Annotated in this window: 15 protein-coding genes and 1 riboswitch; of the genes, 2 read left to right on the top strand and 13 right to left on the bottom strand. The window is 44.4% G+C overall.

Annotation, left to right across the window (positions count from 1 at the left end; all coding sequences use genetic code 11):
• Positions 1-3 precede the first annotated feature (3 nt).
• A riboswitch (cyclic di-AMP (ydaO/yuaA leader) is annotated at positions 4-257 on the bottom strand.
• A 241-nt stretch (positions 258-498) separates the two neighbouring features.
• Together H7T88_RS13095 and H7T88_RS13090 are read right to left on the bottom strand one after the other, a co-directional pair.
• Entirely contained in the window at positions 499-1,266 is a 768-nt protein-coding gene (locus tag H7T88_RS13095) for a TatD family hydrolase (RefSeq protein ID WP_154960451.1), read from the bottom strand.
• A 376-nt stretch (positions 1,267-1,642) separates the two neighbouring features.
• Entirely contained in the window at positions 1,643-2,920 is a 1,278-nt protein-coding gene (locus H7T88_RS13090) for an HD domain-containing protein (protein ID WP_221788845.1), read from the bottom strand.
• 328 nt (positions 2,921-3,248) lie between these two features.
• Between H7T88_RS13090 and H7T88_RS13085 the strand changes: the two genes are divergently transcribed.
• Positions 3,249-3,503 (top strand): AbrB/MazE/SpoVT family DNA-binding domain-containing protein, encoded by a 255-nt coding sequence (locus tag H7T88_RS13085; protein ID WP_017691383.1) that lies wholly within the window; start codon positions 3,249-3,251, stop codon positions 3,501-3,503.
• A 234-nt stretch (positions 3,504-3,737) separates the two neighbouring features.
• On the opposite strand, the gene rsmI is transcribed toward H7T88_RS13085, so the two are convergent.
• From rsmI to H7T88_RS13035, 10 genes are all read right to left on the bottom strand, one after another.
• Complete coding sequence (rsmI, locus tag H7T88_RS13080; protein WP_154892097.1) at positions 3,738-4,622, bottom strand: 16S rRNA (cytidine(1402)-2'-O)-methyltransferase; 885 nt, start codon at positions 4,620-4,622, stop codon at positions 3,738-3,740.
• A complete protein-coding gene (locus H7T88_RS13075) occupies positions 4,623-5,402 on the bottom strand; it encodes a tRNA1(Val) (adenine(37)-N6)-methyltransferase (protein ID WP_221788844.1) in 780 nt (259 codons plus the stop codon).
• A 75-nt stretch (positions 5,403-5,477) separates the two neighbouring features.
• Positions 5,478-5,846 carry a DNA replication initiation control protein YabA gene (yabA, locus tag H7T88_RS13070; RefSeq protein WP_090924596.1) on the bottom strand — a complete coding sequence of 123 codons (369 nt, stop codon included), beginning with the start codon at positions 5,844-5,846 and terminating at the stop codon, positions 5,478-5,480.
• 28 nt (positions 5,847-5,874) lie between these two features.
• On the bottom strand, positions 5,875-6,675 hold the full coding sequence (locus tag H7T88_RS13065) for a PSP1 domain-containing protein (RefSeq protein ID WP_090924595.1): 801 nt from the start codon (positions 6,673-6,675) through the stop codon (positions 5,875-5,877).
• A gap of 114 nt (positions 6,676-6,789) precedes the next feature.
• A complete protein-coding gene (gene holB, locus H7T88_RS13060; RefSeq protein WP_221788843.1) occupies positions 6,790-7,761 on the bottom strand; it encodes a DNA polymerase III subunit delta' in 972 nt (323 codons plus the stop codon).
• A gap of 9 nt (positions 7,762-7,770) precedes the next feature.
• Positions 7,771-8,214, bottom strand: a complete 444-nt coding sequence (locus tag H7T88_RS13055; RefSeq protein WP_090924593.1) for a YaaR family protein — start codon at positions 8,212-8,214, stop codon at positions 7,771-7,773.
• A gap of 354 nt (positions 8,215-8,568) precedes the next feature.
• On the bottom strand, positions 8,569-8,898 hold the full coding sequence (gene darA, locus H7T88_RS13050; protein ID WP_047914178.1) for a cyclic di-AMP receptor DarA: 330 nt from the start codon (positions 8,896-8,898) through the stop codon (positions 8,569-8,571).
• 62 nt (positions 8,899-8,960) lie between these two features.
• On the bottom strand, positions 8,961-9,608 hold the full coding sequence (tmk, locus tag H7T88_RS13045) for a dTMP kinase (RefSeq protein ID WP_090924592.1): 648 nt from the start codon (positions 9,606-9,608) through the stop codon (positions 8,961-8,963).
• A 287-nt stretch (positions 9,609-9,895) separates the two neighbouring features.
• Positions 9,896-11,674 carry an aminotransferase class I/II-fold pyridoxal phosphate-dependent enzyme gene (locus H7T88_RS13040; protein ID WP_221788842.1) on the bottom strand — a complete coding sequence of 593 codons (1,779 nt, stop codon included), beginning with the start codon at positions 11,672-11,674 and terminating at the stop codon, positions 9,896-9,898.
• A 188-nt stretch (positions 11,675-11,862) separates the two neighbouring features.
• A complete protein-coding gene (locus H7T88_RS13035) occupies positions 11,863-12,048 on the bottom strand; it encodes a sigma factor G inhibitor Gin (protein WP_090924590.1) in 186 nt (61 codons plus the stop codon).
• A 414-nt stretch (positions 12,049-12,462) separates the two neighbouring features.
• On the opposite strand from H7T88_RS13035, the gene H7T88_RS13030 reads away from it, so the two are divergent.
• Complete coding sequence (locus H7T88_RS13030) at positions 12,463-12,987, top strand: hypothetical protein (RefSeq protein WP_090924589.1); 525 nt, start codon at positions 12,463-12,465, stop codon at positions 12,985-12,987.
• 291 nt (positions 12,988-13,278) lie between these two features.
• Here the strand turns inward: H7T88_RS13030 and H7T88_RS13025 are convergent, their stop codons facing one another.
• The gene (locus tag H7T88_RS13025) at positions 13,279-13,719 is read right to left on the bottom strand and encodes a hypothetical protein (RefSeq protein WP_090924588.1); all 441 of its coding nucleotides are present in this window, start codon (positions 13,717-13,719) and stop codon (positions 13,279-13,281) included.
• Between the last annotated feature and the right edge of the window lie 216 nt (positions 13,720-13,935).

Raw genomic sequence — 13,935 nt, 5'->3', positions numbered from 1 at the left:
GAGGTTGCCTCTCTTTTTCCGCTTGCGAGGTTAGCTGTCGGGTTCGGGCGAAAGAGAGCCGCCCTATCTTAGGTCACCCGCTCATGGCGGACGCCCTTGAATTCACCCCGAGACCCAAAGAAGAAATCAAATACGGCTTCGCAGAACATTCCGCTGCTTTTGGGTCAGCGAACGATGCGCACCGGCTAGAATCACCGATGTTTAAGCCCTATTGGTTCCCCCGCTCTCCGTTAACGGAGACTCAGCGAGATTGATTCATGAAAGTAATGTTGTCTCATCGGAAAGTGTCCCTTTGTTCATCCCCCGAACATCTGTCCAATTTTCCGCGCAACAATTCACTGAAAAGATGATATCCTGTTTTGATGCATGTTGTAAAGCACGGATCAAGTACGTTTTTCTAAATATTTGGTTAAAATATTGTAATATTCTGCAATTATTCGAGACAAAGAGCAAATTACCTCTCTGTATCTCCCTTTTTCACCCGATTTACTCGTTTTCTTATCGAATCCCAAATCGTTCCATGGCATTTTTGGTGGTAATTGCAGCAATTTCCTCTACCGAAATGCCTTTAATTTCCGCAGCTGCTTCAGCAACCAGACGTACATGCGCTGTCTCATTTCGTTTTCCACGATAAGGATGCGGTGTGAGATACGGGGAGTCCGTTTCTAAGAAAAATCGATCCATCGGAACCTTGGCGAGCACCTCTTTCGGTTGCTTGGCATTTTTGAAAGTGACCGGTCCTCCGAAGGACAGATGGAACCCTAAATCCAGACACATTTTCGCCGTTTCCCAGCTACCGGAGAAAGAATGCATCACACCTCCAACCTCACCAGCCTTCTCCTCACGTAAAATACGCACAATGTCCTCATGAGCATCCCGATTATGGATGACGATAGGCATACTCAATTCACGTGCCAATGCAATTTGTTGTCGTAATACGCGGTGCTGTACCTCCTTAGGGGAAGTGTCCCAATGATAGTCTAGACCGATTTCTCCAATTGCTACCACTTTCTCATGTTTGCACAATGATGCAATCCATTCGAGATCTCCCTCTTGCATCGTAATGGCATCCACCGGGTGCCAGCCTACAGCTGCGTGGATAAAATCATACGTTTCGGCCAGTTTGATCGTTGTTGGAATCGTCTCCCGGTTAAAGCCGATATTAATCATGCGAGTAACTCCGGCCTGAACGGCCCGTTTAATCATGTCCTCTCGGTCTTCGTCGAATTGTGGTGCATCCAGATGAGTATGTGTGTCGAATAACATGCTTTCTCGTTCTCCCTTCATGTCGAAAGTCAAATGCCGATGATTTTTTCATGGGAACTCCCTTATTCTTGTACAGGAATTCTTGCGTTTGAATTTCAAATTTATTTTTTTGCATCATTAAATGATTGGGACAAGCATCAATTTCAGTATTTTCAGTTTTAGCACTCAAGCTACTATATATAGAAGGAAAATAAAAAGTCAAATCAACATCTTGCAAGAAAAGGCGTTAGAAACTGTATAATTACTCACTCGAATTACAAAATTATGTCGATCTACACATCCTCCCCATTAAAGCAGATTACTGTATCATGTAAAATAGCTCTCTTAGAAAGTCTTTTGATATCAAAATGTTTCACCCTGCTGCATCGACTCAAGCTTATAGAAAATAGGGGCGTATATGGGACGGTAATTCATGAAGGATGGCATCCACCTTGTTTTGCGGATAGTACAGATGATGTTTGCCCAGATGAAGTCCACTGATGGAACGAACAATATCAGAAACTTCTGACAGCTCATGCAACTTGTCCTGCCGATCGAGCAGAAGAATTTGCTTATCTGTGGATTGATCTGGACGAAACACATCATACGGATTATCCGTCGGAAAATCAATTTCAAGATCGTACTCGGGATTCAATCCTGCTTGTACAAATGCTTCCCGAATCTCTTCAATGATGTCCAAGTCGATCTGTTCAAGTTCCACATACTTATATAACCTGCGATCCATAAAACGTTCGCACAACTCACTTAGAACAGAATCGTCCTCCTTACGCCACTGCATAAAGGCTGTTTGAATTAACGATTCATCAAGCTGCAGATATTCATGAACTGAAATTTCTCCTTCAAACAGTTTGGGCAGAGGCTCTACCATGAAACGGAATGGAAAGCCTTGCTTCACAAGTTCTTTTGCCCGCTTAAAGATTTGTCGCAATATAATCTCGGAGCTACGCGTCACAGGATGGAAGTAAATCTGCCAATACATCTGGTATCGTGACATCAGATAGTCTTCCACAGCATGCATACCAGACTCTTTAACTACAATTCGTCCATGAAATGGACGCAGCATGCGCAGAATACGATCCAAGTCGATCGTGCCATAATTTACTCCTGTAAAGTAGGCGTCCCTGAGCAAGTAATCCATTCGGTCTGCATCAAGCGGACTGGTTACCAGGTTCACGACAATCGGTTTATCATACGTCTTCTGGATAACGGAAGCCACCTTTTCATCAAAATCAGGAGCATACCGTCTTAGAATCGCCCCTACTTCGGTATCACCCTTGATAATGCGGCATGTCCAATCCTCATGATTCATGTCAAAAGCCTCTTCAATTGAATGAGAGAATGGTCCATGTCCGAGATCATGAAGTAAGGCGGCGCACAACGTCACCAGCTTTTCTCCCTTGGGCCAGTCCGAATAGTGGCTACGTTCAAACTGAGAGATGATTTTTCGGGTAATTTCGTATACACCTAACGAATGGGAGAACCGACTGTGCTCTGCCCCGTGAAAAGTAAGATAAGATGTCCCTAATTGACGAATGCGGCGTAGCCTCTGAAATTCAGGTGTATTGATCAATTGCCATATAATCGGTTCTTGCACATGAATATAATTATGTACCGGATCTTTAAATACTTTTTCTTCCGTCAGACGATGTTCCATTTCGATTCACTCCTTATAAATTGTTCTCTTGCCATAAAGAATAGCGCGTCCAGCTTCAATTTTCACCAACAATTCGACATGTAATGACGAATTTTGTCGAATAAAGCACTTTTGTCGTTTTCCAAATCGACAAAGCTGACATGGATGTTTAAATACGAAAAATTGCTTTCAATCCCTTACCACCAGCAAACTTAAGAAAAACACCCTTTATTTTAAGCTAATTTTAAGGTTGACTGTTTTGGGAATCGTTGGTATGATGGGTATCATAAAACATAAAATAATGTCGAATAATGACAATGATAGTTAGCTGAGAGGAGCACTGATTATAATGATGAAATCAACAGGTATTGTAAGAAAAGTGGATGAACTGGGACGGGTAGTTATTCCAATCGAATTGCGTCGTACACTCGGTATTGGCGAAAAAGATGCTTTGGAAATCTACGTTGATGGTGAGCGCATCATGCTCAAAAAATACGAGCCAGCTTGTATCTTCTGTGGTAACGCTGAGAACGTAACTTACTTCAAAGGTAAAATCGTTTGTAACGAATGTATTTCTGAAATCCCTGCACCTGTAGCAAAATAAGAAAAACAAGTATACTGGAATTATTCAAATCGTTAATTCTAACCTTTTTATATTTCCTTATCGCCTTCCTGGTGTAATATCACCTTGGAAGGTTTTTTTCTAACTTTAAGAGCAGACACATATCTTTCACATTTTGGTGTGCTGCTCTTTTTACATTTTAAGGTTATATTAAGCTTGGTTTTAATCTCTCTTTAAGGTAATTACAACTAAATTTGGTATTTTTGAAGTTTTAGACTACCCAATTAACGCATTATATACGTCCCGTTTTGCCAAACCTCGATCTACTGCTGTTTTTTTCATCGCATCTTTACGACTGTTTCCTTCATTTTCATAGTGTTCCACGTGTTCTTCCAGCGACAAAACCTGCCACCAAGCTTCCCGTTCAGCCTTACGTTCCTCTTCCCTGATTCCTTCAACCAACAAACAATATTCACCTAGAGGCGGGTGCTCTTCGAGCCACTCTATGCATTCCTTCAGACTACCTCTAACAAATTCCTCATGCCGTTTGGTCAACTCACGAGCCAGTACAATGGAACGTTCGCCCAAAATTTCCTCCAGATGCATTAACGTTTTACGAATCCGGTGAGGGGACTCATAGAAAAGCAACGTACCATTGGACTCATTGAAAGCTTCCAGCACCTTACGTATGTCCTTTTTCTCTCGTGGCAAAAAACCACCAAAGGTAAACCTTTCCGTAGGTAATCCGGATACGATCAGTGCGGATAATGCTGCATTCGGACCAGGAATCGGTATGACCGTAATTCCGGCTTCAATTGCAAGCTTTACCAGATCAGAACCTGGGTCAGAAATAGCCGGTAAACCGGCATCGCTTACCAGTGCCAAATTTTTTCCTTCTATTATATAGCGTATCAGTTCAGGGCCACTTGCCCCCTTATTGTGCTCATGATAGCTGAACAACATTGAAGGTGTAATCTCAAAATGAGTGAGCAACTTTCGCGTCTGACGAGTATCTTCAGCGGCAATAATATCGCAGGCCTGTAACGTCTTGATGGCCCGGAAGGTCATATCCTCCAAGTTTCCAATCGGTGTCCCAACCAGATATAACTTACCTGCATGTTCGGCCTGCTCATTAAAGCTTTTCTGCACTTGTAAAGACATCTAGTTTCCTCCTTCCTTCGAGCGTTCAACAACCTGCTGACCATAGTAGATCTCCATAATCTCATCACAGTAGCTTCCCTGTTCATTGTAAACAATAAGTGGCGGCAACATGCGTACCTCCGGCTTGCCATCTTTCATCGCTTCAATTAACACCATGTTCGCTTCCAGATGAGCACGCGGGTGCACCATACGAATACGTTTGGGTTCCAGCTTGTATTCACGCATTAATGATATGATCTCACCTAGGCGTTGCGGTCTATGAACCATGGATACTTTGCCACCATTACGCACAAGACGACTGCATGCTTGGATGACTTCCTCTAGGGTACACCCGATTTCGTGACGTGCCATAGCCTGATGGGTGTTCATCTTGAGGTCACTTCCATTCAGCGGCATGTACGGGGGATTCACCGTAATGGCATCATATACTGCATGTCCTGTTTCTTTAACCAATTCGCGCAAATCTCCCTCACGAATATGGATGGACTCACCCAATTCATTCAGCTGCACACTCCGGCGTGCCATATCGGCCAATCTGGGCTGGATCTCAATGCCTTCCAGGCTTGCTTGTGTACGTGTTGTCAGTAATATAGGCACGACCCCATTTCCTGTGCACAAATCCAGAACACGTCCTCGTTTCGGCACAGAAGCAAATCGGGCCAGCAATACAGCATCCATAGAAAAACTGAATACTTCATCACTTTGAATAATTCGCAAATTATGAGAAAGCAGATCATCGACCCGCTCCGATTCCTTTAAAATTACTTCTTGGTCTGTCATAGGGTACTCTCATCCTCCGGTACGTTAAACGTTTATAACCTTGAAAAAAAACCGTAGGGAATCCCTACGGTCACTTCATTTATTCAAAAAAGACAGGCAGAACAGACAATCGCCTTCCGTCCGCAAGTGTCCATAATAGACATTGCAGATATGGAATCCTTCATGATACAGCCGAGCCAGGTTGTCATAACCCTCGCCCACTACATCTTCACCTGGAGCTGGACCCGCAGGTCTTGCGACAGGAGCAAGAGCAGATGAGATCGGCAGATCTGCTGGCGCTTCACGCTTAAGCAGTTTGCGTAACTGCTCATTTTCGATGGTAAGCCGCTGATTATCTTCCAGCAACTCTTTCACAATCATTTTTAATTCTGCTAAATCACCGTGCAACTGACCCATTTGGGTTTCCATTTCATGAATGTGCGTAAACAGATTTTTCTTTTCCAAGTTTCCACCCCGAAGCAACCTTTATGGTTTACTTGATAACGACGTCATCCAGCGGAAGTTCTTTGACTTTACTGATGTCGAACAGTTGAACATGCACCGTGCGGTTACCGGCATTAATTCCGACAACTTTGCCTTCACCCATTGAGGTGACGACCAGTTTGCCTACAGCTGGCAACTCTTCTCTCACGCTCTCGTAATTATCATGCTCAAATTTCAGACAGCACATAAGTCTTCCGCACAACCCTGAAATTTTCGTCGGATTCAGTGACAGGCTCTGATCTTTAGCCATCTTGATAGACACAGGCTCAAAATCTCCCAGCCAAGAGGAGCAACACAACACACGGCCGCAAGGCCCTATTCCACCAAGCATTTTTGCTTCGTCGCGAACACCAATCTGTCTCAGTTCAATTCGTGTCCGGAAGATGCTTGCCAGGTCCTTGACCAACTCGCGGAAATCGACTCTGCCCTCTGCTGTAAAATAAAAAATAATTTTATTGCGATCAAACGTGAATTCTACATCGACCAGCTTCATTTTGAGGCCATGGTCTCTGATTTTATTTAAACAAGTGCCGAATGCTTCTTTGGCTGCACGCTTGTTCTCATCCACCACACGGGCATCTGTATCGCCTGCAACGCGGATAACCTTTTTGAGCGGCAAAACCACATCAGCCTCGCCCACTTCCTTCTTGCCCACGACAACCTTACCATACTCAACCCCTCGCGCCGTTTCCACGATCACGCAGTTTTCTTTCTCAATGGGAAGGTCCAGGGGATCGAAGTAATAAATTTTGCCCGCCTTTTTGAAACGGACACCCACTACACTGTACAAAAAATTAACCCCCTTGTAAGCCAACCCCACTTCGTCTGAAGCCCTGACTTCTTAGGGAACCCGCCGAAGTTATAACCGTTTGCATAGGATTGGAACTCACGCGATCCTCCACTCTTATGCCAAACCGATCAAAAATTGCTCCAGACAAAGCTGGCCATTGACATTAAAACGCAATTTTTTTCTGCATGCCGCGGCCAAATCCATATAGGAGACCCACTGCTCTGTGCTGCGGGTATTTGCCAACTGAGACAGCATGTCTAACTGATCTATAAAAACGATATGTTCATGCCTACCATACTGAACATACAGCATGTCCCTAAACCACAAATGGAACAAACTAAGCAGCATGTCCAGGTGTTCCGAGAGTCCTGTTTTGAAAAGCTTCTGCTGTGCCGAGATCAAAGATGTACTTCCTCTGCCCAGGGACTCCTTCCCTAATTGTAACATTACGTTTCTAATTTCTGCAAACCAATTCTGCTGGAGAATTTCTCTACATGCTTCCAATCCTGACGCTAAATGGACGGCAGACCGTGCAAGATTCGCAGGATAACCTTCCTCGATCAACGATTGAAGCATTTCCTCCGGATTCAGTGCACTGAACGGCACCATCTGAGAACGTGAGCGAATGGTAGGCAACATGGCTTGTCCATTATCTGTAATCAGAATTCCAACCGCCGGAACTTGAGGTTCCTCCAGAAACTTCAACAAGCTGTTTGCCGCTTGAACCGTCATTTTCTCAGCTTGCTCTATAATATATACTTTGGGATGCCCCGCCTCTGAACGGTAAGAGAAAATGCGTTGCAAATCCCGAATCTGATCTATTTTAATGTTATTTCCATCCGGCGCAAGCATCGTCAGGTCTGGATGGTTTCCATGTTCTACTTTGCGGCATTCAAGACATTGCCCGCAAGCGTCATCCTCAAGCTCTGTGCAGAAGATTGCCTTGGCAAACGCCATTGCTGTCTGTAACTGCCCACTTCCAGATGGACCGCTAAACAAATATGCATGACTGATGGCCTGACGTCTCAAACTGCTCTGTAACAATTGCTTGGCTGCCTGCTGACCCATAATCTGTTGAAAGGACATACTTCCTCCTCAGAAGCTTAAATTAATAAGCATTCCCCGAATTTCTCCTACTTGTTGCAAAAGAGAGATTTTCCCCTCTTCTGTATCCAGTAATTCATCTGCCATAGATAACAGAGCAGAGTCAATCTCATCAATAAGCTTATATCGTTTACCCCTGCCCCGGCGATCCCAACCCCTTGTCTCTTTCATAGATACACCACGGCGGACCGTCTCTTCCAGAAATCTTTTGACAAGCTGTTTATATGCTTTCAGTTCACGAATCGTCATGGATCGAGCCAAACGATCACCCTGAAGCTGGATTTCGCTTAATCGGCGGTTGAGCTCTGCTTGGGAAGCACGTTCTCCCTGGTGATTCATCATATCAGAGAAGTTTTTGGATTGAACCGGCTTTGAGCCTGAATCATTCGTATTGATTCCAGTCTGTAGCGGTCTGAATCCAGGATTGATTTTCATGGACACGCCTGCTTTCTATCATCGTTAGGCCAATCGCACATCAGCACAGAGCGCATTGCGCCTGTGCGTAAGATGGACCTTATAGGTTGAGATACACTGTATATATAATGGTAGAAAGATAGTCTTATCTACGATTGTATTCTAAGTCGCCTCTCCCAGAAGAAGCATATTATTTCGGAATAAAGTCTCCTTTGGGAGAGAGTGTGCCGGTTCTTGTCATCAAGAAGGGCGCTCCATAAGTGGCACGTATGCATACCGGATACGTCCTTTTACATCCTTCGTTATCATCATGCAAGATGCAGTCATGCTATCGATAAATGAAAAACACTCATGGAGTTCATCTGCGAAACCGGATTAGAAATGCTCGAAACGATCTACTGGAAGAACAAATACAGTTGCTCCACCAACTTGGACCTCAACAGGCAGCGGCAGGTAAGAGTCGGTCGTTCCGCTCATCGGTGTAACCGGAGTTACGAGCTGTTCACGAACCTTACAGCTGCTGCGAATGACATTCATAACGGATTCGACTTGACTATCATCGACACCGATCATAAACGTCGTGTTGCCTGCCTTCAAAAATCCACCGGTACTGGCAAGCTTGGTTGCCCGAAAATTCGCTTTGACCAATGCACTGGATAATCGGTTGCTGTCTTTATCCTGTATAATCGCAACAATCAGTTTCATCCTGCATAACCTCCTTTATAATAAGCACTTCTAACAACATGCCCTGTCTATATATTAGACAATTACTCGTCAAAATCCTTCAAAATCCCGGCTTCTAGCGACAAAATCATCGCTTTCTCTACCTCATCCGGGGTCTGTGAAGCATCAATAACTTGGATACGCTCCGGAAACTGTTTCTGAAGCAAGAAGTAAGCTTCACGTACTTTACGATGGAACTCCAGGTTCTCCAGATCAAGACGATTGACTTCACGACCATCATGAGCTTCAATTCGACCAAGCCCCTGTTCTGGCTCAATGTCCAGATAAAGTGTCATGTCCGGCATCAGATCTCCAATAGCAAAACGATTAATTGCCCATACATTCTCAATTCCGAGGCCGCGCGCATACCCTTGATAAGCAAGACTGCTGTCTACAAACCGATCACAAATCACGGTTTTGCCAGCTTCCAGTGCAGGCTCTACCTTCTCCGCCAGATGCTGACTGCGTGCCGCAGCATAGAGCAGTGCTTCGGTCCGTGCATCCATCGCCGTATGAAGAGGATCGAGGATGATGCTACGTATTTTTTCTGCAATCTCAATTCCGCCAGGCTCTCTTGTAACTACGTAGGGTATACCCCGTTTTTCAAAATACGAACCGATCCTGCCGATCATCGTTGTTTTCCCCGATCCCTCTCCTCCTTCCAGCGTAATGAATTTACCTCTGCCCTGCATATGCTTCCCTGCTTTCTGTATTCATTGCTGCATCCATTCATGGCTATTATGCATGTGCCTAGACCCTCTTGCTTCAAGATATGATTTCCTTCGCCCAGAGGTGTATTGTTAAACAACTGCATTTAATAACACAAAAATAAACCAAGCTAGTTTTTCTTTCTATCATACTATAAGGTGGCTTTTCCTCCAACATGAAACGTTAGTCCTTTTTCAACCATACGACTTAGTTTCAAGACCCCCCTTGTCAAGCAGGGCACTGCTCGCTGGGAGCTGCAAGATTACTTTTTCTATGACTCAGGTTTCATGACTTTTATTTTCTGATACATATGATCTGAGATCCCCTGAAATTTGGCTCCTCCATCGCGTAGAATTCGAATTCGCTCAGCAATCTTTGAACTTATTCGCTCGCCGGGATACACCAGCGGAATACCTGGAGGATATGGAATAACCATCTCCGCCGACCGATATCCTGCGCAGTCTTCGATTGGAACTCCGATCGTATCCCTCTCTATTATCGGTTGCAGGGAGAAAGCAACAGGCTCTGATAAGCGTTCACGATCTTCTATATTGTTCCACGTGGAAACATAGATTGGAGGATCAGTCTGAGTTTGAGAAGCCGTCCTAACAGACGCAGTTGACTCCAGTGAATGCTGTAGCTTGTAGGAAACGTTAATATGCCGTAAAGCCTGTAACACATGCTCCGCATCCTGCAATGTGGAGCCAAGACTGAAGAGCAGGACGACGTACCGTTCGTCGCTCATCTCTGGCACGCAGCCGCAAGCTTCCAGCTGTTGCTGCAGCTCATAACCGCTCAGTATACCTGTGTCGTCATATATGACGACCTTGAATGGGTCCTGAGCGGTGTATCCTTGGCGGCCAGGCATCGCCGCCGGATTTTCATTGCCGTAGGCCGGCTCCTGTTGCAGCGAATCCGCAGGCTGCAACAACTGGAAGCGCGGTAGCTCCGCGAGACCGCGCTTCAATGCCTTCACGGCAGCAAGCCCTGCCGTGAAAGCATCCGCGCCGTGCACATGCAATAGCCGGCGCGATAGATCAAGCGAAGCCATCACAGGGTAGGATGGGCTTGAGCTTTGCACCATGGCCAGACGTTGCCGAAGCAGGGACCGATTCAATCGCGGCCCCTGAATGTGCAACATGGCTCCCATGGTGAATGCGGCCAGCATCTTATGCGTCGACTGCACTACACCGTCCGCTCCGCAGGACAGTGCAGACACAGGCAGCTCCGGATGCTGCCCATAATGGGCGCCATGCGCTTCATCCACGAGTAGTGGCATGCCTGCCTCGTGGCAAACCTCGGCAATGGGTGTCAGATCCGCACCCATGCCATAATAATTTGGCAACGTGACGAATACACCCTTTGCCTCAGGATACATCTGGACAGCAGCCTGAACCGTCTCAATGGACGGCATGACAGCAAGTCCAGATTCAGGGTCAACCCACGGCTCCAGAAATACTGCCCTTGCGCCAGCTAACATCAGTCCATGAATAACCGATTTATGTACGTTACGCTGCACCAGCACAATACTGCCTGGCTCATCACAGATCGTTAGTAATAAAGACAGGTTGCCTGCTGTACTTCCTCCAACTAGAAAGAAACTTTCCTCTGCACCAAAACAATCCGACGCCAAGTCCTGTGCTTCCTTGATCACTCCCTCAGGATGGTGAAGATCATCCGTACCCGTAATCTCCGTAACATCCATCTCCATCATGTCCAGATAAGCACGTACGGGTACAACATGTCTGGATTGATCTGTATCCTTCAAGGAATAATCTGCAGAAAAAACAGTCTGTTCTCCCTCTTTTACATTTTCCTCCTGTCTCCTTTGTTCTCTTCCTAAAATATCCCCGGTTTCTGTATGATCTACTATCCCTTTTTGCAGAGCATCTTCTGTCCCCTCGGATTGATTCATCCATTGATGATAGACTTGTCCATTTTTATGTCCTGGCACATGAAATGAACGCTGCTTCGAATCGCGATATGCGAGCAATGCTTCATATAATGGAGCCCTTTTTTTTCCTACACCTGATGTATTATGTTCATTCATAAGATATCCATCCTGTAACTGTTATTTTCGTAAAACATGCATCTCCATTCTTTATTTCAGCATACGCTTTCTGCACAAGTCAGACAAGGTAGTCCCCTCTCCAACAAAAAAAGGCCTCTCGGGCCCCTATACAATCATTCATATTGATCATGTGAATTTCTAACTTCACAGTGAAGCATATAACGTCCTTAAGCGTTCTTTTGCACCCAAATCTGTTTCATCTGATGAATAAAAAAGTTATACTTCGCATCCTGCGCATCGGTGTGAACCATCTCTGCTTCACAAGCATCACATATGAATTCAGATACAATAAAAATGCCTTCTCTCTTCCGTTGCTCGCAAATGATACATGTGTGTTCGGCATGTTCTTCCATGAACCATCCCACCTTGTTTTACGTTTACTATCAGTATTGCACAGTTTCTATTATTTTAAACATTTTCATAGTGCTTTCTTTCTATAAAATATATATATTCGCCTATCCCTTAATAGGTGTCTGTACAGAAAATATACATAGTACTGTCCCAAGTCACGTTTATTCTTGACCTGCAACCTCTCCCGCTTCCATGAAACAACAAGGGATTTCTCCATGCAGATTCAAACTGATTCAAACTACGATATAATAACCTTAAAAAAACTTGGAAACTCAGCCGATAAATAAGATATGATAACGATAACAAAGTCCTATCTGCAACACTAATTATTTCATCAACACCTTTATCTCTCTCCATACATATGTATACACCAATCTATCACGTACTCGTAAATTTGAAGGAGGATTTATAATCGTATGATCGCCGAACCGGAGAATAAGGCAACCTTTTATCAGTATCGCCTTCTGAAAAAAAAAGCTATCGCTCGTAGCGTTATATACAGCTACCTGTGTCTACCTGTTATCATGCTCATCTTTAATCTGCTTGCCTTCTCCTGGAACGGCCTCTTCTTCTTTTTACTGGCAGGGCCGATTACCGTCTGGATCCATTATGTCATTGCCAGAACTATATTGTTACTCGTTCGCACCTCGTATGCCAAGCGTTGGCACTGGAACCTGCGTATGCCTTGGTTTGGCTATATACCAGATCAGCACTTTAGTTACCGCATGTTTGTCCGAGTTCATCTGAATATGAGCTGGATTGGATTGTGTATCATTACTGTGTGCATGCTATGGTCTCCAGTCTCCTTTACGCTTTCCCTTATATTCTGGCATCTGTGGTTGCTTGGACCACGCCTATACGTAATACTCATTCTATCTCGTGGACGTAAAGATGGTCTTATTAAATTAAATGATCAGGATGTCTCTTATTACTTGCAGTGAAAAATAGTTCTATTCGTTGTCCTTCTCCAAAAAGGTTATCCACAGTGGATAACCTTTTTATTCTCTTCTCTCTTCTATCCACAAATATAAGTGTGTTCATCCTTATCCATTTTGAATGATTACTCAGCTCCGCTAACTCACTCTAGCCTTCAATGTAACTTATATTTAACGAAGTTCGCATGTACTGGAATCTTCAACTTGTAGACACAAAAAAAGCCCTCATCGCTATTGATGAGAACTTCACTTTATAAGAACATCACAATGTTAACTCGTACGCTTTCAAACAATACGTTAGTTCTCTTCTTCCAGTGACTTTACTGTCGTCTGGGTCGTTTCATTTCTGGGAACCATTAGAGTAAACGAACCATCATGCACAGCCAACTGTACAATATGGCCATCCTTTGAGAAAACATGAACGTTACTTGAAGCATTCGATGAACGCTTTGCTTGCCTTTCTGTCCAACCCCAACTTTTAATCTCGTTAAGATATACCTCAGGCAAACTTGTGCTTTCACTGATTCCAGACAACGTATATCGAACATAATCCATATCCGAATTGTTTTCGGACTGGTCAGATTTATTTGCTACTTTGGGTACAGGGAAACTCTTTTCGTTAACTGCACCTTCATATGAGATCCATACAGATCCTGAAGCTTCACCGCATCCTGCAAGAACAATTACCAGACAAAGCAACAGAAGTGAGTGGAGTCCAACTCTCCGCCAACTTAACACACACACCCTCCTTTTCACAGCTGCACAATCCAGCTCTTCGGTCAGGTACTTTTAGCATATTTAACATAGTCCTATTATACTGGTTTTATCCCTGCCATCCGTAACAAAAATGTTACCTTCCCATAACGAAGCTGTCAGAGCTTTCGCTTTGATAGGAGCTATCTCTTATACTTTCATATAAATGAACAAAATAAAAACCACCACCGAACATCATCG

The organism is Paenibacillus cucumis (ex Kampfer et al. 2016) (genome assembly GCF_019748695.1).
In the GTDB taxonomy this organism is placed as follows: domain Bacteria; phylum Bacillota; class Bacilli; order Paenibacillales; family Paenibacillaceae; genus Paenibacillus; species Paenibacillus polysaccharolyticus.
Note: the sequence above shows the minus strand (reverse complement) of the source record. Positions and strands in the feature narration are given on the sequence as shown.